Annotated in this window: 15 protein-coding genes; 8 read left to right on the forward strand and 7 right to left on the reverse strand. The window is 68.8% G+C overall.

Annotation, left to right across the window (positions count from 1 at the left end):
- Positions 1-36 precede the first annotated feature (36 nt).
- From polA to AC5JBD_RS02730, 3 genes are read left to right on the forward strand one after another with little or no spacing between them, the layout of a single operon-like run.
- Positions 37-2,808 carry a DNA polymerase I gene (polA, locus tag AC5JBD_RS02720; RefSeq protein ID WP_495720225.1) on the forward strand — a complete coding sequence of 924 codons (2,772 nt, stop codon included), beginning with the start codon at positions 37-39 and terminating at the stop codon, positions 2,806-2,808.
- Positions 2,805-4,091, forward strand: coding sequence for a cation:proton antiporter (locus AC5JBD_RS02725; RefSeq protein ID WP_495720226.1), 1,287 nt, complete (start codon positions 2,805-2,807; stop codon positions 4,089-4,091). The genes polA and AC5JBD_RS02725 overlap by 4 nt, the downstream gene beginning before the upstream one ends.
- A 9-nt stretch (positions 4,092-4,100) precedes the next feature.
- On the forward strand, positions 4,101-5,678 hold the full coding sequence (locus AC5JBD_RS02730) for a lipopolysaccharide biosynthesis protein (RefSeq protein ID WP_495720227.1): 1,578 nt from the start codon (positions 4,101-4,103) through the stop codon (positions 5,676-5,678).
- On the opposite strand, the gene AC5JBD_RS02735 is transcribed toward AC5JBD_RS02730, so the two are convergent.
- Positions 5,635-7,167, reverse strand: coding sequence for an FAD-dependent oxidoreductase (locus tag AC5JBD_RS02735; RefSeq protein WP_495720228.1), 1,533 nt, complete (start codon positions 7,165-7,167; stop codon positions 5,635-5,637). The genes AC5JBD_RS02730 and AC5JBD_RS02735 overlap by 44 nt on opposite strands.
- 343 nt (positions 7,168-7,510) lie before the next feature.
- Positions 7,511-9,100, reverse strand: a complete 1,590-nt coding sequence (gene purH, locus AC5JBD_RS02740) for a bifunctional phosphoribosylaminoimidazolecarboxamide formyltransferase/IMP cyclohydrolase (RefSeq protein WP_495720229.1) — start codon at positions 9,098-9,100, stop codon at positions 7,511-7,513.
- Between the two features lie 88 nt (positions 9,101-9,188).
- On the opposite strand from purH, the gene AC5JBD_RS02745 reads away from it, so the two are divergent.
- Positions 9,189-11,570, forward strand: coding sequence for a penicillin acylase family protein (locus tag AC5JBD_RS02745; protein ID WP_495720230.1), 2,382 nt, complete (start codon positions 9,189-9,191; stop codon positions 11,568-11,570).
- Positions 11,571-11,574: 4 nt separating this feature from the next.
- Here AC5JBD_RS02745 and AC5JBD_RS02750 read toward each other — a convergent pair whose 3' ends face one another.
- Genes AC5JBD_RS02750 through AC5JBD_RS02760 form a run of 3 tightly spaced genes read right to left on the reverse strand, consistent with a single transcriptional unit; the run spans position 11,575 to position 15,299 of the window.
- Positions 11,575-13,314 (reverse strand): heparinase II/III family protein, encoded by a 1,740-nt coding sequence (locus AC5JBD_RS02750; protein ID WP_495720231.1) that lies wholly within the window; start codon positions 13,312-13,314, stop codon positions 11,575-11,577.
- The gene (gene rpe / locus AC5JBD_RS02755) at positions 13,314-13,973 is read right to left on the reverse strand and encodes a ribulose-phosphate 3-epimerase (protein WP_495720232.1); all 660 of its coding nucleotides are present in this window, start codon (positions 13,971-13,973) and stop codon (positions 13,314-13,316) included. Before rpe ends, AC5JBD_RS02750 begins: the two co-directional genes overlap by 1 nt.
- Before the next feature lie 48 nt (positions 13,974-14,021).
- Positions 14,022-15,299 carry an RsmB/NOP family class I SAM-dependent RNA methyltransferase gene (locus AC5JBD_RS02760; protein ID WP_495720233.1) on the reverse strand — a complete coding sequence of 426 codons (1,278 nt, stop codon included), beginning with the start codon at positions 15,297-15,299 and terminating at the stop codon, positions 14,022-14,024.
- 66 nt (positions 15,300-15,365) lie between these two features.
- On the opposite strand from AC5JBD_RS02760, the gene AC5JBD_RS02765 reads away from it, so the two are divergent.
- On the forward strand, positions 15,366-15,533 hold the full coding sequence (locus tag AC5JBD_RS02765) for a DUF1674 domain-containing protein (RefSeq protein ID WP_495720234.1): 168 nt from the start codon (positions 15,366-15,368) through the stop codon (positions 15,531-15,533).
- Here AC5JBD_RS02765 and AC5JBD_RS02770 read toward each other — a convergent pair.
- Both AC5JBD_RS02770 and tsaD read right to left on the reverse strand, forming a co-directional pair.
- Entirely contained in the window at positions 15,530-16,522 is a 993-nt protein-coding gene (locus tag AC5JBD_RS02770) for an NAD(P)H-dependent glycerol-3-phosphate dehydrogenase (protein ID WP_495720235.1), read from the reverse strand. The two genes, AC5JBD_RS02765 and AC5JBD_RS02770, sit on opposite strands and share 4 nt — an antisense overlap.
- A gap of 37 nt (positions 16,523-16,559) precedes the next feature.
- Entirely contained in the window at positions 16,560-17,594 is a 1,035-nt protein-coding gene (gene tsaD, locus AC5JBD_RS02775) for a tRNA (adenosine(37)-N6)-threonylcarbamoyltransferase complex transferase subunit TsaD (RefSeq protein WP_495720236.1), read from the reverse strand.
- A 42-nt stretch (positions 17,595-17,636) separates the two neighbouring features.
- Here tsaD and hemC point away from each other — a divergent pair, with 42 nt between their 5' ends.
- Genes hemC through AC5JBD_RS02790 form a run of 3 tightly spaced genes read left to right on the forward strand, consistent with a single transcriptional unit; the run spans position 17,637 to position 20,163 of the window.
- The gene (hemC, locus tag AC5JBD_RS02780; protein WP_495720237.1) at positions 17,637-18,557 is read left to right on the forward strand and encodes a hydroxymethylbilane synthase; all 921 of its coding nucleotides are present in this window, start codon (positions 17,637-17,639) and stop codon (positions 18,555-18,557) included.
- Positions 18,545-19,261 carry a uroporphyrinogen-III synthase gene (locus AC5JBD_RS02785; protein WP_495720238.1) on the forward strand — a complete coding sequence of 239 codons (717 nt, stop codon included), beginning with the start codon at positions 18,545-18,547 and terminating at the stop codon, positions 19,259-19,261. Before hemC ends, AC5JBD_RS02785 begins: the two co-directional genes overlap by 13 nt.
- Positions 19,258-20,163 (forward strand): hypothetical protein, encoded by a 906-nt coding sequence (locus AC5JBD_RS02790; protein WP_495720239.1) that lies wholly within the window; start codon positions 19,258-19,260, stop codon positions 20,161-20,163. Before AC5JBD_RS02785 ends, AC5JBD_RS02790 begins: the two co-directional genes overlap by 4 nt.
- Position 20,164 lies beyond the last annotated feature (1 nt).

The raw sequence follows: 20,164 nt of genomic DNA on the forward strand, positions 1-20,164 counted from the left end.
TCCCATGGCGCGGACGACTCGGCTAGACCCGCGGCCATGGCCTCCCCGCATCTCTATCTCGTCGACGGATCGAGCTACATTTTCCGCGCCTATCACCGGCTGCCGCCGCTCACCAACCGGCACGGGCTCAATGTCGGCGCCGTCTATGGCTATACGACGATGCTGTGGAAGCTGGCCGAGGATCTCGGCCGCTCCGACGGCCCGACCCACCTTGCCGTCATCCTCGATGCGTCGGAGAGCACGCATCGCAACGAGATGTACGGCGACTACAAGGCCAACCGGCCGCCGCCGCCCGCCGATCTGGTGCCGCAATTCCCGCTGATCCGCGACGCCACCCGCGCTTTCTCGATCCCCTGCATCGAGGAGAATGGGCTGGAGGCGGACGACATCATCGCCTGTTACGTCAAGGTCGCCACCGCCGCCGGCTGGAAGGTCACCATCGTCAGCTCCGACAAGGATCTGATGCAGCTGATCGAAGACGGCAAGGTCGACATGCTCGACACGATGAACGACCGCCGTATCGGCCGCGAGCAGGTGATCGAGAAGTTCGGGGTGCCGCCGGAGAAGGTCGGCGAGGTCCTCGCGCTGATGGGCGACAGCGTCGACAACGTACCCGGCGTACCGGGCGTCGGTCCCAAGACCGCTACCCAGCTCATCCAGCAATATGGCGATGTCGAGGGCGTCCTCGCCCATGTTGACGAGATCTCGAAGCCCAAGCTCAAGCAAAATTTGACCGAGCATGCCGACGCCGCGCGGCTGTCGCGCGAGCTGGTGCGGCTGGTCTGCGACGCGCCGCTGCCGGAGCCGCTCGACGCGCTGGAGATGAAGCACATTCCGGATGGACCGCTTCGCGAGTTCCTCGAGCATCATGGCTTCAAGTCTCTGCTGGCGCGTCTCAACGGCACGTCTGCGGCGCGGACGCCGGCGGCCGAACCGTCCGCGGTGCCGACCCAGGCGGAGGTGCGGCCGGAGCCGAAGATCGACCGGTCGCTTTACGAGACCGTCACTACCGAGGCGGCGCTGGAGAGCTGGATCGACGCGATCGCGAAGCGCGGCCTGGTCGCCATCGACACTGAAACCAACGGCCGCGACTGCGTGACAGCCAAGCTGGTCGGCATCAGTCTCGCCGTCGACTGCAACAAGGCCTGCTACATCCCGCTCGAACATGGCGGCGACGACATGTTCGCCGAGCGGCCGGAGCAGCTCTCCACGACCCTCGTCCTGGAGCGCCTGAAGCCGCTGCTCGAGGATCCAGGGATCCTCAAGATTGGCCACAATCTCAAGTTCGACTGGGTGGTGTTCAACCGCCGCGGCATCTGCATCGCGCCCTATGACGACACGCTCGTGATGAGCTTCAACCTCGATGCCGGCGGGCTCAACAGCCATTCACTCGACGATCTCGCCAAGAAGCATCTCGACCACGTCTGCATCCCCTACAAGGATCTGTGCGGCACCGGCCAGAAGCAGATCACCTTCGATAAGGTGCCGGTGGACAGGGCGACAGAATATGCCGCCGAGGACGCCGACGTTGCGCTGCGCCTGTGGATGCGGTTCAAGACGCGCATGCCGCTCGAACGCGTGACTCGCGTCTACGAGCTGGTCGACCGGCCGATGGTGGCGGTGATCGGCCGCATGGAGCGCGATGGCGTCAAGGTCGACCGCGAAGTGCTCCGCTCCTTGTCCGCGGAGTTCAACGTCCAGATCGCTGAGCTGGAAGAGCGCGTCTGCGGCGAGGCCGGGTGCAAGTTCACCATCGGCTCGCCCCAGCAATTGGGCGACGTGCTGTTCAACAAGATGGGGCTGACCGGCGGCCGCAAGGGCAAGTCCGGGACCTGGTCGACAGACCAGAACGAGCTTGAACGGCTGGAGCGCGAAGGCGTGCCGATCGCCCGCATGGTCTTGGAGTGGCGCCAGCTCACCAAGCTGAAGAGCACCTATACCGACGCGCTGCAGGAGCAGATCAACAAGGACACCGGGCGGGTCCACACCAGCTACAGCCTGTCCGGCGCGCAGACGGGACGGCTGGCTTCGACCGATCCGAACCTGATGAACATCCCGATCCGCACCGAGATCGGCCGCCGCATTCGCGACGCCTTCATCGCCGAGGACGGCTACGTGATCATGTCGGCGGACTACAGTCAGATCGAGCTCCGGCTCGCCGCCCATATCTGCGATGTGCCGCAGCTCCGCGAGGCATTTGCGGCCGGCGCCGACATCCACAATATGACGGCGGTCGAACTGTTCGGCGAGGCCAACCGCGATACCCGCGCCTCGGCCAAGACGATCAACTTCGCCATTCTCTACGGCATCTCGCGCTGGGGCTTGGCGGGGCGGCTTGGCGTCACCGCCGACGAGGCGCAGGCAATCATCGACCGTTATTTCGACCGCTTCCCCGGCATTCGCACCTATATCGGCGAGACGCTCACCAAGGCCCGGGAGACCGAGTTCACCACCACCCTGTTCGGCCGCAAGACCCACTTCCCCCGCATCAAGTCGAAGGTGCAGCACGAGCGGCAGGGTGCCGAGCGCGCTGCCATCAACGCGCCGATCCAAGGCACCGCTGCCGACATCATCAAGCGGGCGATGTTCCGAATGGGGTCGACGTTGGAGGCGGAAGGTCTCGGCACAACCCGCATGCTCATGCAGGTCCATGACGAGCTCGTCTTCGAGGTGCCCGAAGCCGACGTGGAGCGCGCCGCGGCCGTCGTCCGCCGCGTCATGGAGGGCGCGGCGGAGCCGGCGATGACGCTCAGCGTCCCCCTCGGCGTCGAGATTGGTCACGGCCCCAATTGGGGCGCCGCGCATTGAGCGCAGACGCCGCTTCGGAGGTCGTCTCCTTCTACATCCCGATCCTGCTCGCTCTGGGCGCTCTGGTCCTGCTCGTCGCTTGGCTACCTCTGGTGCTGAAGAAAGCGCCGCTCTCGCTGCCGATCCTCTGTGTGCTCGCAGGCATGGCGATCTTCTCCTGGACGCCTTTCTCAAACAATGCGCCCCATCCGATCGACATGCCGCTGCTGATCGAGCGCGCGGCCGAGCTGATCGTGATCATCTCGCTGATGGGCGCCGGGCTGAAGCTCAAGCGGCCGCTCGGCTGGAAGAGCTGGGCGCCGACCTGGCGGCTGCTCGGCATCGCAATGCCGGTCAGCATCGCCGCCTTCGCTCTGGCGGGACATGCGCTGCTCGGGCTCGGCGCAGCCGCCGCCCTGCTGCTTGCAGCGGCGCTCGCGCCGACCGACCCGGTGCTCGCCTCGGACGTCCAGATCGAGAGCCCCAAGAGTCCTCAGGACGACGAGGCGCGGTTCGCACTGACGTCGGAGGCGGGCCTCAACGACTCGCTGGCTTTCCCTTTCATCCATCTGGCGATCGGGGCCAGCCTCGCCGGCTTCACCGCCGCCACGTGGGGAGAGTGGCTGCTCGACGCCGTCCTGATCCGCCTGACCATGGGCCTGCTCGTTGGGGCTGCGCTAGGCTGGCTGTTCGGCTGGATCGTCTACCAGATGCCGCGCGGGACCGAGCTCTCCCGGACGGGCGACGGCTTCGTTGCGCTCGGCGCCACGCTCGTCACCTACGCCGTCACCGAGATGCTGCACGGCTATGGCTTCCTTGCGGTGTTCGTCGCCGGTCTCATGCTCCGCCGGGCGGCTCGCGAGCATGACTATAACGAGCGGATGCACGACTTCGCAGACGAGGTGGAACGGCTGCTGATGATGGCGATGCTGGTCCTTTTCGGAGGCATGCTGGTTGGCGGCGGGCTCCTTTGGGGGCTCGGCTGGCGCGAGGTGGCTTTCGCGCTGATCGCCTTGTTCGTCGTCCGCCCGCTGGTCGGCTGGATCAGCCTGGCGGGATTGAAACGGCCGCCGCTGGAGCGCTTCGCCATCGCCTTTTTCGGGATACGCGGGATCGGCTCGGTCTATTATCTCGCTTACGGCATCAACCACGGCGCATTCGAGGAGTCGCAGCTGCTCTGGGGGACGCTGGCGCTGGTCGTGCTGATCTCGATCCTGCTCCATGGCGTCAGCGTGACGCCGGTGATGCGCATGCTCGACCGCGCGCAGGGGCGCGATCAGCCTGCCGCGCCGGCACAGGCCTAGTCGAGCTCGATGAGCGAGACCGCGAAGCCAGCCGATGATATCGCGGCGCTCGCCAAGGGCGGGCGGACCAACTTCCTCGGCTTCCTGCTCCGCCTCGCCGCACGCCTCCCCTTCCTGTTCATCGCGGGACGCATCTATGGGCCGGAGCTGCTCGGCCGCTTCGCTTATGCCGTACTGGTGGTGGAGTTCGCGGCGCAGATCGCGACGCTGGGGCTGAAGCGCGGCCTCGCCCAGCAGCTCTCCTCCACCGATAAGCCGCATGTCTGCGTCGTCTGGGACGGGATGCTGGTCGCCTTCCTCGCCTCGGCGGTGGCGACGATCCTCCTCGCCCTCTTCCCGCAGATCATGTTCCCCAACAGCGAGGTGATCGGCCTCGAATGGCTGCTGCCGCTGGTGGTCTTCGCAGTGGCCGGGTCGGATGTGGCGCTCGCCGCCCTCGCCTATCGCCACAATGTGCAGGCGACCGTCACCGCGCGGGCCATCGTCGAACCCTGGACGATCAGCATCGCGGCCTTCCTGCTCTCCTTCGTCTCGTCCCGCGACGGCCTCATCATCGCCTATGTGATCTCGATGGTGGCCGCGCTGGGCGCGTCGCTATGGCCGCTGTTCAGGAGCTACGGCCCCCCGCGCGGCTGGCGGCCGGAGCCGGTGGCGCTCTGGATGATCGCCCGGCGCAACATGCCGCTCGCCGCTGCCGACGCGATCGAATGGGGCTCGCGCCGGCTCGACATCGCGATCCTCGGCCTGTTCTTCTCGCCGGCGATCGTCGGCATCTATTATGTCGCCCAGCAGGTCGCCTCGCTGCCGCAGAAGCTCAAGACCAGCTTCGACCCGATCCTCGGGCCGGTCATTACCCAGAAGCTGGCCGAGAAGGACCTGAAGGCGGTGGCCAAGCAGGTGCGGCAGGTCGGCTTCTGGATCATCGCCGCGCAGGTCGGCATCGCGCTCGCCCTCGGCATTCCCGGTGAGGCGGTGATGGGGCTGGTGGGGCCGAATTTCGTCGGCGGCACCGGTGCGCTCGCCTTCCTGCTCGCTGCGGAAGCCGTCGCAGCCACGGCGGTCGTGTCGGAAGCAGCCCTCGTGTACATCGCGCGGCACCGGAACCTCATGCTCTCGCTGCTGATGATCGGGGTGCAGGGGGCGCTATCGGTGGCGCTGATCCTCGGATTGCGGGCGGTGCGTCTGCCGCCGTGGCTGGTCGAAAGGTTCGATCTGCCCACGGACCGCCTCCCCGAGAGCTTCGCCGCCGCAGGACCGGCCGTCGCGCTCGTGCTCGCCGTCGGCCTGTCTTCGATCCTGAAGGCGCGGCTGCTCTGCCGGCTGCTCGACGCGCCGGTGCAGGGCTGGCGCTGGCCGATCGTCTGGGCGGCCGGCGTGGCGATCGTGGTCGGCTTTGCCTTCACCTTGCTGCCGCCGAGCCTCGAATGGGTCGAGCTGGCGATCGGCATCCCCGTGATCCTGGCCGCGTTCGGCGCTGTCATCTGGAAGCGCGGCTTTACCCACGAGGACCGCGTGCTGTTCCGGATGAAGAAGGGCGAGGACGCTACTCTTCCACCTCCGCCAGGGGCTTCACCGCCGGACCGTTGAGCACCTGTCCGTCGGGCGCGAACTGGGAGCCGTGGCAGGGGCAGTCCCAGCATTTCTCGAACCCGTTCCAGTGAACGAGGCAGCCGAGATGGGTGCAGGCGGCGGAGCGGCGGATGATCGTGCCGTCCTCTGCCTTGTAGGTCGCGACCTGGCTGAGGCCGTGGCGGATCAGCGCGCCCTCACCCGGCTGCAGTTCGTCCTCCGACTTGACGTCGCCGGGGCCGACATATTCCGCGAAGTTCTTCACCGCGCCGGCCTGGCCCTTGATGAACTCGCCGATCGAGGTGGTGGAGACGGACTTGCGGCTCGGGTCCAGCACGGGCGCGTAGCGGCTGTCCTCGCCGATGATCAAAGGCATGATGGTGAGGCTGCCGGCGACGCCGTTGGTGATGCCCTGCCCTGAATCGCCGGTATGGATGTAGATGTTCGTCTGGCCGGGGTTGCGGCCGGAGAAGGGCATGAAGTCGATCGGCTCCAGCACCTGGCCCGACCAGCGATATTCGGCGCGGGTGAAGGAGGGGTAGCGCTCGCGGGTCCAGCGCTCGAGATCGTCGAGCCGCTCGTCCTGATCATATTCCTCGCCGGAGCGGTGATCGCCGCCGCCGACGATGATCAGATCCTCCGTCTCGCTGAGCGGCTGGATGCGGACATAATGGTAGGCTTCGTACGTGTCCCAGACGAGCGCGTCGGGCACGCTGCCCTTGGGCACCCTGCCGGCGACCACATAGGTTCGGTCGGGCAGCTGCTTGGTGTGGATGGTCACCTTGTCGTTGGTCGGCGAGTTCGTACAGAACACTGCCGCCCGCGCCCGGATCACCGGCCCCGCCTCGGTGGTGATCTCCACTCCGTCCTCGGTTTCCTTGTCCGAGACATGGATCGTGTTCGCGTAGATGCGGCCGCCTCGATCGAGGATCGCCTGGGCAAGGCCGCGCAGATACTTGGTCGGATGGAAACGGGCCTGGCGGCCGAAGCGCAACGCCCGGCCGCTGTCGATGCCGGGGACCGGCGCGCGGTCCACCCACTCGACCTCCTCGACGCCTATTTTGTGGCAGGCGTCATGTTCCTCCTCGAGCCACTTCATGTGCTCGGGCTCGGCGGCGAAGAGGTAGCCGTCGACGCGCGCGAAATCGGCATCGATATTCTCATCGCGGCAGATCGCCTCGATCCGGTTGACCGCGCTCACCTGGCTATCGTGGTAGAGCCGGGCCTCGTCCTCGCCGCGCACCTTGATCAGCTCGGAATAGAGGTCGTCCAGCTCGGTCGCGAGATGGGCAGTCGTTCGCGCCGTCATGCCGTGGCCGATGCCGCCGCGATCGATGACGATGACGGAGCGGCCGAAGCGGGAGAGCTCGTAGGCGGTCGAGAGGCCGGCGATGCCCGAGCCGATGACAACGACGTCGCAATCCGCATCGGCCGTCAGCGCCGGCGCGTCGATGACGGGGGATTCGTGCATCCAATAGGATGTGCTTCGCTCGTCGCCGACGTTCATCTCGCTCTCCGCTGGTTACCCGACAGGGCGCCAACGGAGCGCCAGCGAGATGGGTTCCACCGAGCCGCGCCCAGCGCTGGACGTCGAGAAAAAGGCTCCGAAGTTGGCAAAGTTGAAACGAAACACATAAAATTTCGCCTCCGCGGCGATCGAGAGGCGGCCGCGACGCAAGGGCCCGCAATCGTGCAGCCGCGGCAAGGCGGAGGGGGCGAATCGCTCATTCACGAGTCTATGCTTGAGGAGCGGATCTGTAGGAAAGAGGGTGCAGCTTCGGTCAGAGCCGTTGAGTGGAAGAGAGAAGGGCCACCCCCTGCCCCCTTCTCGCAAGTGCGCAGGGGGTGACCTAGTGCCGGAAGTGACGCATCCCGGTGAACACCATCGCCAGCCCCGCCTCGTCGGCGGCGGCGATCACCTCGTCGTCGCGGATCGATCCGCCGGGCTGGATTATTGCGGTGGCGCCGGCTTCGACGGCGGCGAGGAGGCCATCGGCGAAGGGAAAGAAGGCGTCCGAGGCGACCGCCGAGCCGATCGTGCGGGGCTCTGGCCAGCCGGCCTTGTCGGCCGCGTCCCGGGCTTTCCAGGCGGCGATGCGGGCGGATTCCAACCGGTTCATCTGGCCGGCGCCGATGCCGGCGGTGGCGCCGTCCTTCGCATAGACGATGGCGTTGGACTTGACGTGCTTGGCGACCGTCCAGGCGAACAGGCAGTCGGCGAGTTCACGTTCCGTCGGGGCGCGCTTCGTGACCACCTTCAGGTCACTGCGTGAGATGCGGCCACTGTCGCGCGACTGGAGCAGATAGCCTCCGGCGATCGATTTGAGGGCGAGGCCGCCGCGGGCCGGGTCGGGAAGCTCCCCCGTCAGGAGCAGGCGAAGATTCTTCTTGCCGGCGAAGATTGCGCGAGCCTCCTCGTCCGCGTCGGGGGCGATCACGACCTCGGTGAAGATGGAGGTGATCGCTTCGGCGGCTTCGGCCTTGAGCGGTTCGTTCACCGCGACGATGCCGCCGAAGGCGGAGACGGAATCGCAGGCGAGGGCCGCCTGATAGGCGTCGAGCAAAGTGCCGCCGGTGGCGACACCGCAGGGGTTGGCGTGCTTGACTATGACGCAGCTGGGGCCCTGACCGGCGAATTCGGAGACGAGCTCCAGCGCCGCATCGGCGTCGTTGTAATTGTTGTAGGAGAGCGCCTTGCCCTGCACCTGGCTCGCCTGCGCGATGCCGCGGCTGTGGGGGCCGGCGGGTAGGTAGAGCGCCGCCTTCTGGTGCGGGTTCTCGCCGTAGCGCAGTTCCTCCGCGCGCTTCATCGTCAGCGGCAGGGTATCCGGGAAGAGCTGGCCCTGATCAGCGAAGGCGAACCATTGCGCGATCATGGAATCGTAGGCGGCGGTGGCGGCGAACGCCTTGGCGGCAAGGCGCCTGCGGAAATCCAGCGAGGTCGCACCGCCATTCCCGTCCAGCGCGGCCGCCAGCTCCGCATAGTCGCCGGGATCGGTGACGATCGCGACATGAGCATGGTTCTTGGCGGCGGACCGCACCATCGACGGGCCGCCAATGTCGATATTCTCGATGATCTCGTCACGTTCGGCGCCGCGCGCCACCGTCTGCGCAAAGGGGTAGAGGTTCACGACGACCAGATCGATCGGTCCGATGCCGTGCTCGGCCATGGCGGCAGCATGTGCCGGATCGTCGCGGACGCCGAGGAGGCCGCCATGGACCTTAGGGTGCAGCGTCTTGACGCGGCCGTCCATCATCTCGGGGAAGCCGGTGAGATCGGAGATGTCGCGCACCTCCAGCCCCGCTTCGCGGAGCGCCTTCGCCGTGCCTCCGGTCGAGACCAGTTCGACGCCGTGGGCGGCGAGGGTGCGGCCAAGCTCGACCAGCCCCTCCTTGTCGGAAACCGAGAGGAGTGCGCGCTTGATCGTGACCTGGGACATGGCGCGCCTCCTAGCGCGGCGCGGGGCCGCTTTCAGCATCGATTTTCCGGCGGCTTGCGGTTAGCACTCCGTCAACGGGGGTGAGCCTATGGCAAGGGTGAGCGTGGCATGGCGGGCGCTGCGGATCGGCAAGTGGCTGCTGATCGCGTTGCTGGTGCTGATCCTGCTTTCCGCCGCCTACTTCGCCTGGGTGCTGCACGCGACCAAGCCCCAGCTCGAGGGGCGGGTGGAGGCTCCCGAACTGTCGGCGCCGGTGACGGTGGCGCGCGATGCGCAAGGGGTGCCGGTGATCACCGGGGCGTCGCGGAACGACGTCGCCTTCGCGCTGGGCTATCTGCATGGGCAGGAGCGCTTCTTCCAGATGGACACGCTGCGGCGGCTCGCCGCAGGGGAGCTGGCGGCGTTGTTCGGCGGCGCTGCGGCGGACACGGATCGGAGGATGCGGGTGCACCGCTTTCGTGCCCGGGCAAGAGCGGCCGTCGCCGCCATGTCGCCGGCGGAGCGGGCGCTGCTCGGCGCCTATGTGGCTGGGGTGAACCGGGGGCGCGAGGCGCTCGGCACCGCGCCGTTCGAATATCAGCTGCTGCTGGGGCGGGCGGAGCCGTGGCGGCCGGAGGATTCGATCCTCGCCGTCTTCGCCATGTATATCAACCTGCAGCCGAGCGTGCCGCGGCTGGAGCTGGACCGCGCCTTGGCGGCAAGACGGGGCGGCCCGGCGCTCGCCAACCTGCTCTATCCGGAGGGGAGCGAGCTGGACGCGCCGCTCGACGGCAGCCGCCTTCCGGAGGTGCCGCTGCCGGCCGGGCTGCCGCCGATCAAGGCACCCGCTCCGCAATTGGCGGCGGTAGGACGCGAGGCGGGCGTGCCCGGCAGCAACAACTGGGCGGTGGCGGGCGGTCTCAGCTCGACCGGAGCGGCCCTGGTCGCCAACGACATGCATCTCGGCCATTCGGTGCCGTCGGTCTGGTACCGCGCGCGGCTGGTGGTGCGGCCCACAGCGGGGCAGGCGCCCCTCGACATCACCGGCGTGACCTTGCCGGGGACGCCGACCATGACGGCCGGGAGCAACGGCCGGATCGCCTGGGGCTACACCAACAGCTACATCGACACGTCGGACGCAGTCGTAGTGGAGCCGGTGCCGGGGCGGCGGGACCATTATGCGACGCCGCAAGGGCCGCAGCCGATCCGGCGCGTGACGGAGCGGCTCTGCGTGGGCGGATCGTGCGAGGATCTGCTGATCGAGGAGACGATCTGGGGGCCGGTGGTCGGCACCGACGCCTTCGGGCGGCGGATCGCGATGCGCTGGACGGCACACGATCCCGGCGCGGTCAGGATCGGCGCGACTTTGGACATGGAGCGTGCCGGATCAGTCGCCGAAGCCGTCGCTATCGCGCATCGATCGGGCATTCCGCAGCAGAATCTGGTGGTCGGCGACCGCTCCGGCGCCATCGCCTGGACGATCATGGGCCGGGTGCCGGCGCGGACAGGCTTTGACGGGCGCGACATCGTCAGCTTCGCCGATGGGGCGAAGGGCTGGCGGGGCTATCTGCCGCCACAGGAGATTCCGGTGGTGATGAACCCGCCGGCGGGCCGCATCTGGACCGCCAATACGCGCGTCGTCGGCGGTGTCGATTATGCCAAGCTCGGCGACGGGCGGTACGATACCGGCGCCCGGGCGGGGAGGATCCGCGACCTCCTGTTCGCGAAGAACCGCTTCGCGCCGCGCGACTTCCTTGCGATCCAGCTCGACGATGCGGGCGTGCGAAATCGCTTCTGGCAGCAGGTGATGGCGGCGGAGCTCGCCAAGCGGCGACGCGATCCGCGGTTCGCAGCGATGATGGAGCCGGTCGCGAAATGGGGTGGCCGCGCCGTTCCCGGCTCGGTCGGCTATCGCCTCGTCGCCGCCTTCCGTGAGGCGGCGGTGGAGCGCTTCTACGGCGCCTATATGGGCAGGCCCGAAAAGCCGCGCCGCAGCTATTCCGCCTCACAGGGCGAAGGGACGCTCCGCCGGCTGCTGAGGGCACGCCCGCCGGGGCTGGTGCCGCCGGGCGATCGAAGCTGGGATGCGTTCATCACCGCCGCGCTCATCGAAGTCGCGGAGGATGTCGGCAAGGCTGGGGGCATCGGTGATTACCAATGGGGCGGCGTCTCCAGGGCTGGGGTCAGTCACCCGCTGGCGGAGGCGATCCCGGGCCTCGGCTGGCTGGTCGACCCGAAGGATGTGGCGGTGCCGGGCGATGCCTCGGTCGTCCGCGCCCAATGGCGCGGCGCCGGGGCGAGCGAGCGTTTCGCGGTGTCGCCGGGCCACGAGCGGGAGGGGCTGTTCCACATGCCCGGCGGCCAGTCCGGCAACCCGCTGGCGCCTTATTACCTCGCCGGGCACCAGGCTTGGGTGGAGGGGCGGCCGACGCCTTTCCTTCCCGGGCCGGCGAAATGGACGCTGACGCTGGCGCCGCCGGAACGGCGCTAGCGCGTCAGGCAGCCTTCTTCAGCGCCCAGGAGATAGTGATGCCGTCGGCCGGCGTTCCGCCGGTGATGACGAGCTGCTGGCTTCCGTGCGGGCGGGCGGAGCCGTCGACCCAGAGGCTGTCCTCAATGGCGAGCTGGCCGCCGCGGCAGCGGAACTGCCAGGCGGCGGCGCCCTTGATGCGGAGGATGGCGCCCTGGCCGTCGGCCGTGCTGGTGACCTCAACCGACGGGTGGAGGTGGAAGCGGACCGCGTAGGAGGTGCCGCCGCGGCGCAGGCGCCCCTGCGGGATCAGGACGTCGTCGCCGGACAGCTCGCTGCCGTCGCTCTTGAGCGTCAGCTTGCGCTGGTGGAGGAACCCGAAACGGCGGACATAGCCGTCATGGCTCGCCTCGACGATGGTCGTGCCGCCGGTCTCGTCGCGCGACAGCTCGACCTGGCCGACGCCCTTGCCGAGCGTGCCGTCGTCATGGACCGCGGTGGAGTTTCGGTCGCCAAGCGTCAGCGTCGAATGGGCGGCGGTGGTGCGCAGCGCCTGCACCAGCTCGGGCGGGAGGATATTCGTGTCGGCGCCGACGCCGCCGCAGTTGACGACCAGCCGATTGGCGCCGTCGCCGAACTCGAAGGCGAGCGTCGAGGCGCAGCCGCCGGCGAGGGCGCGGCTGGCGGGCGGCGGCGCGGCGTCCAGCACAGCGACGCTGTTGCGCGCGGAAAGGCGCTGATAGCCCCAGCCGCGTGCCTGGCGCAGCGGACGGGTGGTGACGCCCGAGCCTTCCACCGCCGCCGTGACGCGGCGCTTGCTCAGCATGTTGCCGCCCTGCCAGCTCGACAGCGCCTCGTCGGCCAATGTGACCGCCAGCAAGGCGGCGACGGTGCTGGAAAGGATGTCCGCGATCTCGTCGGGAACGTCGCGCCGGCTCGCATAATAAACGGCGCGGAGCTGGCCGAGCAGTTCGACGAGCTTCACCTGCTCAAGCGGCGAGCGGCTGACGAGGCCGCCATCGTCATGAAGATTGGCTCGGAGCGCGCGGAGCAGGCCGGCCTCGCCCTTGCTGAGCCGCGCCGGGCCGCCCTGGATGACGAGGGCCGAAGCGATGACGCCGATCCAGGCGGCGATGCGGGGCAGCCCTTGGGGCGCCTTGTCGGCGCCCTTGTCGAGGTGGCGGGCCCCACGCGCGACGGTGTTCAGCACCGAGGAGCGGTAGACCAAGTCCTTCGATGCCAGGACATAAGGCGCGTAGGCGGCGATGAAGAGGATGCGGCGGCCCCAAATGTCCGCCCGCCAGGCGCGCTCGCTGACCTGGTCGGCGTGGGCGGCGAGCCATTTCCGCACCAGCTTCTCGGCGATCTTGTCGCCTTTCTCGCGATTGGCGGCGGCGGCGAGATCGCGCAGCCAGGCGAAGCTCTGCAGGTAATCGCAATATTCGGCCGAGAAGCGCGGGTCGCAGAAGCGGAGCTGATCGATCGGATAGCTTTCGTTGCCGTGGACGAGGCTGCCGAGCAGCATCGCCTCGCCGATCGCCTTGTCGCCGGCGATCGGATCCTTCGGCACGGCCAGCAGCTTCAGCGGGAAGCGGCCGCGGAGGCGGAAGCTGTGCACCGGCGTCCGCCAGGCGAGGCGGTGGAGGCGGTAAGCGAGCCGCTCCGACAGCGAGACGCCGCGATCGTCGCCGACCTTGATCAGCCGCTTGCCCGGCTCGATCTCCTGCTGGCCCTCGAACGGATCGATCCTGTCCAGCACGCTCATCAGCCTCTCAACCCCCTGATGTTGGCGGCATAAGCGGAAGGCCCGCCGCGAAAGGTCGCCGTGCCGGCGACGAGCACGTCGGCGCCTGCATCGATTGCGCGGCGCGACGTTGCGACATCGATGCCGCCGTCGACTTCGAGGTCGATGGGCTTGCCGACTTTGTCGATCTGCTTGCGGATCGCTTCGATCTTGCGGAGTTGACTGTCGATGAAGCTCTGCCCGCCGAAGCCGGGATTGACGCTCATGACGAGCACCAGGTCCACCTCCTCGAGCACATAATCGAGCATCTTGGCGGGCGTCGCCGGGTTGAGCGAGACGCCAGCGTTCTTGCCCAGCGACTTGATGTGCTGGATGGTGCGGTGGAGGTGCGGCCCCGCTTCCGGGTGAACGGTGATGATGTCGGCGCCGGCATCGGCGAAGGCCTGCAGGAAATTGTCGATAGGCGAGATCATCAGGTGGACATCAAACGGCTTGGCGGTGTGCGGGCGGAGCGCCTTCACGACGGCGGGGCCGATGGTCAGGTTAGGGACGAAATGGCCGTCCATGACGTCGACATGGATCCAGTCGGCACCCGCCTCGTCGATCGCTCTCACTTCCTCGCCGAGGCGAGCGAAATCGGCGGAGAGGATGGAGGGAGCGATGCGGACTTGCTGCTGCACGCTCAAGGAGTAACCAGCCGGGACTCGCGGGGCAAGGAAAGCGGGAAGTTATCCCCCGCTAATCCGTGTGAAACGCGCGATGAAGAAGCCGTCGGCGCCGCCCTGCTCGGCAAAGGCGCCGGGAAGGATGCGGAGGCGGCCGTCCTTGATCCGCATTTCCGCGGGTACCTCATCCGCCCGGATCGGATCGGGGGCGAAGTCCGGATGCTCGGCGAGGAACGCGTCGGCGACCTGCTCCCCCTCCTCCGGCTCAAGCGAGCAGACGGAGTAGACGAGCGTGCCGCTGGGCTTCAGCCAGCCGCAGGCGCGGGCGAGCATCGCCTTCTGCCCTTCCGCCAGCTCGGCGATGGCGCGCGGCCGAACCCGATGGAGCACGTCGGGGTGGCGGCGGAAAATCCCGGTCGCAGAGCAGGGCGCATCGAGCAGGATCGCGTCGGCAGGAGTGGCTGGCTGCCATTTCATGACGTCGGCAGTGACGACGCGCGCCTCGAGCCTGGTGCGTTCTAGATTTTCAGAAAGTCGTGCCAGACGACTTTGCGAGGCGTCCACGGCAGTGACCTCGAAGCCTGCGGAGGCGAGCTGCATCGTCTTGCCGCCCGGTGCGGCGCAGAGATCGAGCGCGGTGCGTCTCCGCCCCTCGCCCAGCAGGCGGGCGGGCATCGATGCCGAGATGTCCTGCACCCACCAATCCCCCGCACCATAGCCCGTCAGGCCGGCGACGGCCGCACCTCGCTTCAGCCGCAAGTGGCGCGGCATCAGGCTCGTGCCCTCCAGCCCCTCGGGCGCCTCGTCCCGGGCCAGCACGAGGTCGATCGGCGGCGGCACGGCCATGGCCTTGGCAGCAGCCTCGACGGCAAGCCCGCCCCAAGCCTTCTGCCAGCGATGCGCCACACCACCCGGTAAGGTGGGGATTTCAGGTAGCGCGGCGCCCCTCCGCATCAGGGTGCCGAAGACGCCGTGCACGAGCCGCCGTGGACCACCATCCACCAGGGGCAAAGTCGTGCTGATCGCCGCGTGCGGCGGCGTGTTCAGCGCCAGCGCCTGGACGAGCGCGATCCGCAACGCGAAACGCGCCTTGGCGTCATCGGGGAGCGGCTTTCGGGTGGCGCTGTCGATCAGCGCGTCCAGATCGGCGAGACGCCGCAACCCCTCGGCAGCAATGGCATGGGCGAAGGCGCGGTCGTCAGGGCGGTCCAGATCGCGCGCGGCGGTGTCGAGCGCCGCCTCGAGCGGCAGCCCTTTGCGGAGCACGGCATCGAGCAGCCGCATCGCGGCGCGGCGCGAGGCCGTGCCGATCGGATCCTCTAGGCGCGCAGCCCCCTTCATCTTGCTTTGCACGCCTCCACGCCCGAAATGTGGGGCCGAGCGCCCGCAATATCAAACGAGACCGTCATGGCCGAACGCCCCGCCCACGTAAAACCGCCCGCGCATCTGTCGAAGAGCCCGCCGCTGCCGCAGCCCGCCCCCGTCGCGGAAGGCGAGGAGCATGGCGGACCCAAGGGGCGCGAGCCGACCCGCTATGGCGACTGGGAGAATAAGGGCATCTGCTGGGACTTCTAGACGCCCTCGCTCCGCAACGGCCTCGAGAGCAGGCGCTCCAACACCTGATCGACCGACGCTTCGCCTGACAACAGGGCGTTGACGGCAGCAACGATCGGCATGTCGACGCCGGCCTCGCCCGCGGCGCGGTGCAGGACAGGCGCGGTGGAGGCGCCTTCGGCCACGGTGCGGCGATCGGCTAGGAGCTCCGCCGCGGATCGTCCCTCGCCGAGGCCTTTACCGAGGCTGAAATTGCGCGAGCTGGTCGACGAGCAGGTGAGCACGAGATCGCCGAGGCCCGACAATCCGGCGAGCGTCTCCGCGCGGGCGCCGCGGGCGAGGCCGAAGCGGGTCATCTCGGCAAAGCCGCGCGAGATGAGCGCCGCACGGGCGTTGAGGCCGAGGCGGCGGCCCTCGACCACGCCGCAGGCGATGGCGAGCACGTTCTTCACCGCACCGCCGATCTCGGCACCGATGACGTCGGTGGAGAGGTAGGGCCGGAAGAAGGGACGGGCGAGGCGGGCCCGCAACGCCTCACCCACATCCCGGTCCTCGACCGCCAGCGTGACGGCGGCGGGGAGACCGGCAGCGACTTCATGGGCAAAGGTCGGGCCGGAGAGGACCGCGATCGGCGCGTCGGGCTGCTCCTCGTGGGCGACGTCATGCATCAGCTTGGTGGTCGCCTCCTCCATGCCTTTTGCACAGAGGATGAGCGGCGACCGGAGTCGGGGCATGGCGGCGAGGACGCTGCGCATATGCTGGGCAGGAGTGACGACGAGGATGGTGTCGCATTCGGCCAATTCATCGAGGGTGGCGGTGGCGCGGATCGCCGGGTTCAGCGGGATCCCGGGGAGAAAAAGCCGATTCTCATTGTGGCCGTTGACGCTTTCCACGACTTCGGGCTCGCGCGCCCAAAGCAGGGTCTTTCCGCCACCGGCCGAGACCACCTGAGCCATCGCCGTGCCCCATGCGCCGCCGCCGATGACGCCGATTGGTCTGACTGCAGTCAAACTCCAACTCCGTCTGAGGTGAGGGTGAGCGGTGCGGTCATGCCTTCACCCCCGCACCGCGGGCCTTCTCGGCGGACGGATCGAGCGGCCATCGGGCGCGGGCGGGCGCGTCGAGACCATCCACCAAGCCCTGCTCGAAACGGAGCGCCCCGGCCCAGGCGATCATCGCCGCATTGTCGGTGCACAGCCACAAAGGCGGGGCGACGAAGGGCAGGCCGTGCGCCTTCGCGAGCTCCGTCAGGGCCGCGCGGATGCGCTGGTTCGCCGCCACGCCGCCGGCCACGACCAAGGCCGTGGCCCCACTCGCATTGCGCAGGGCACGCTCGGTGCGGTCGATCAGGCAATCGACCACCGCTTGCTGGAACGATGCCGCGATGTCCTCGTTGGTCCAGGTGCCAGCGTCGCGGGCGCGCAAGACCGCGCTCTTGAGGCCGGCGAAGGAGAAATGCGGCTCGGCCGAGCCGACCAGCGGCCTCGGCAGCGGCACGGCTAGCGGATTACCGGACTTGGCCGCCTGCTCCACTGCGGGGCCACCGGGGAAGCCGAGACCGAGCAGCTTCGCGCTCTTGTCGAATGCCTCGCCCGCGGCATCGTCAATGGTCGTGGCGAGGCGGCGGTATCGCCCGACGCCCTCAATAAAGAGTAACTGGCAGTGGCCGCCCGAGACGAGCAGCAGCAGATAGGGGAAGTCTAGGTCCGGCTGGGCCAGCATCGGCGAGAGCGCGTGCCCTTCGAGATGATTGAGCGCGATCAGCGGCTTGCCGCTGGCGAGGGCAAGGCCCTTCGCCGTCACCAGCCCGACCATGACGCCGCCGATCAACCCGGGACCCGCGGTCGCTGCGATGGCGTCGACCTCATTGAGCGAAATGTCCGCCTCGCGCAGCACATCTTCCACGAGCTGCGGCAGGATCTCGACATGGGCGCGTGCGGCGATCTCCGGCACGACGCCGCCGAACGGGCGATGCTCGTTCTCCTGTCCGGCCAGGCGGTGGGCGAGGATGCGCCGGTCGGAGGTGACGAGGGCCGCGGCGGTTTCGTCGCAGCTGGATTCGATGCCGAGGATCAGGCTCACGCCCTTTCCTGTAGTCAGCGGAGCCGCTAGCACAAGCGCCGCATGAGACAGCCCCTTCGCATCGGCAGCCGCGGATCGCCGCTCGCGCTGGTCCAGGCCCGGATGGTCGCCGAGGCGCTGCGCGAGGCCCATGGCTGGGGCCCCGAGCGGATCGAGATCGTGGCGATGACCACGACCGGGGACCAGATCCAGGACCGGCCGCTGGCCGAGGTCGGCGGCAAGGGCCTCTGGACAAAGGAACTGGACAAGGCGCTGCTCGACGGCCGCACCGACATGTCGGTCCACTCGATGAAGGATGTCGAGACGCTGCGTCCGGGCGAGCTGGTGATCGCCGCCATGCTGCCGCGCGCAGATGTCTGCGACCGGCTGGTCGGTGCCGACAGCATCGAGGCGCTGCCGCACTGGGCGCGGGTCGGCACATCGTCGCCGCGGCGGACGGCGCAGCTGCTCGCACGCCGGCCGGACCTCAACATCGTCTCCTTCCGCGGCAATGTCGCGACGCGGCTGAGGAAGCTCGAAATGGGCGAGGCGGATGCGACCCTGCTGGCTGCGGCGGGACTGGAGCGCCTCGGCCAGGGGGAGATCGGCACGACCGTCAGCGACATGCTCCCGGCGCCGGCGCAGGGCGCTGTGGGCGTCGAGGTTCTGGCCGGCAACAAGCGCGTGCGCCAGTTGGTCGAGGCGATCGATCATAAGCAGACCCACCTCTGCGTGGCGGCCGAGCGGCGGCTGCTGGAAGGCCTCGGCGGCGGCTGCCGCTCCCCGGTGGCGGCATTGGCCACGATGGAGGGCGAAGAGATCCTGCTTCGGGCCGAAATCCTCAGCAATGACGGCAAGGAGGTGGAGCGCGTGGAAACCCGCTTCCCTGCCGGCGACGAACAGGCGCCGCTCGCACTTGCACGCGAGATGCTGGACCGCGCCGCGCCGTCGCTCCGGGCGCTGTTCGCCGCGTGGCAGCCATAATTCTGATCCTGCGGCCGCAGCCCGGTGCCGACGAGACGGCCGCCCGCGCGGCCGCGCTGGGGCTGGAAGGCGTCGTCGCACCGCTGTTCGAGGTGAGGGCTCTGGAATGGCGGGTGCCTGAGACAGACGCGTGCGACGCCCTCCTCCTCACCAGCGCAAATGCGCCGCGGCATGCAGGCAGCGGGCTCGCTGACCTTGCCTCACTCCCCTGCTATTGCGTCGGAGAGGGCACGGCGGCCGCAGCGCGGAACGCCGGTCTGGTCGTCTCCCGGATTGGTCCGAGCGACGGAAGCGCCGTGGCCGAGATGATGGCGGCTGACGGCATCCGCAGGGTGCTTCACCTTGGCGGAAGGGATCATGTGGGTCTGGAGCATCCGGAACTCGGGATCGCGCACGTGCCGGTCTATGCCTCGGAGGCGTTGGATCGGCTCCCGGCCGAGGCCGAGGCGGCGATCCACGCGGGGGCGCTCGTGTTGATCCATTCGCCACGCGCCGGACGTCTGTTCGCCGCGATCATCGACGCCGCAGGTGTCGGCCGGGGGAGGATCCGCCTCGCGGCGATCAGCGATGCCGCGGCCGGGGCGGCGGGCGAGGGCTGGGCCGACAAGGCGATTGCCGCGGCGCCGCGGGATCAGGCATTGCTGGAGCTTGCCGCCAAGCTGTGCAACATTGACGCCGTGAAAGGCACAGGACTGGCCAGATGAGCGTCGAATATGTGCGCGGAGAGACCGCCCCCGGGCGGCGTTCGCTGATCGCCATGCTGCTGCTCCCCTTGCTCGCCTTCGCGGCGGGGCTCGTGCTGATGGGCTGGCTGCTCACCCGCTGGGACGCGGCCGCGACCTATCTGGGTATCCGTCCCGCGCCGCCGCCGGTCCAGCGCGCCGCGCCGGTGCGTCCGGCTGCCGTGCCCACCCCCGCGCCGACGCCGGCCGATACGGGAACCCAGCGCCTGGTCATCGATCCCGAGACGACGCGCCGGGTCAACCAGCTCGAGCAGCGCGTAGGCGAGATCTCGCAGCAGTCGCAGGCGGCGGCGGGCAACGCCGACCGCGCCGAGGGGCTGCTGGTCGCCTTCGCCGCACGCCGCGCGCTCGATCGGGGCGTGCCGCTCGGCTACATCGAGGGCCTGCTTCGCCAGCGCTTCGGTGACAGCCAGCGCCAGGCGGTGGCGACGATCATCACCGCCGCCCGCCAGCCGGTGACGCTGGAGGAGCTCCAGACCGGTCTCCAGGAAGTGGGGCCGCAGCTGATCGGCGGGGGTCCCGACCAGGACTGGTGGACGGCATTGAGAGCCGAGCTCGGCGAGCTCATCACCATCCGCAAGGGCGGCACGCCGTCAACGCTTCCGGCCGAGCGGCTGCAGCGGGCCAAGCGCCGGCTCGATGCGGGCCAGGTCGACGTTGCCCTTGCCGAGGTGCTGCGGACGCCGGGGCAGGCGAACGCGGCCGAGTGGATCGCCGATGCACGCCGCTACGTCTCCGCCCGCCGCGCGCTCGACATGATCGAGACGGCGGCTTTGCTCGACCCGCGCAATCCGCCGGACGGAGCGCCGGTGCCGACGTCTGCGCCCGCAGCAATGTTCATGCCCGGCCCGCGTCCGCGCTGAG

This window comes from Allosphingosinicella sp., assembly GCF_059502505.1.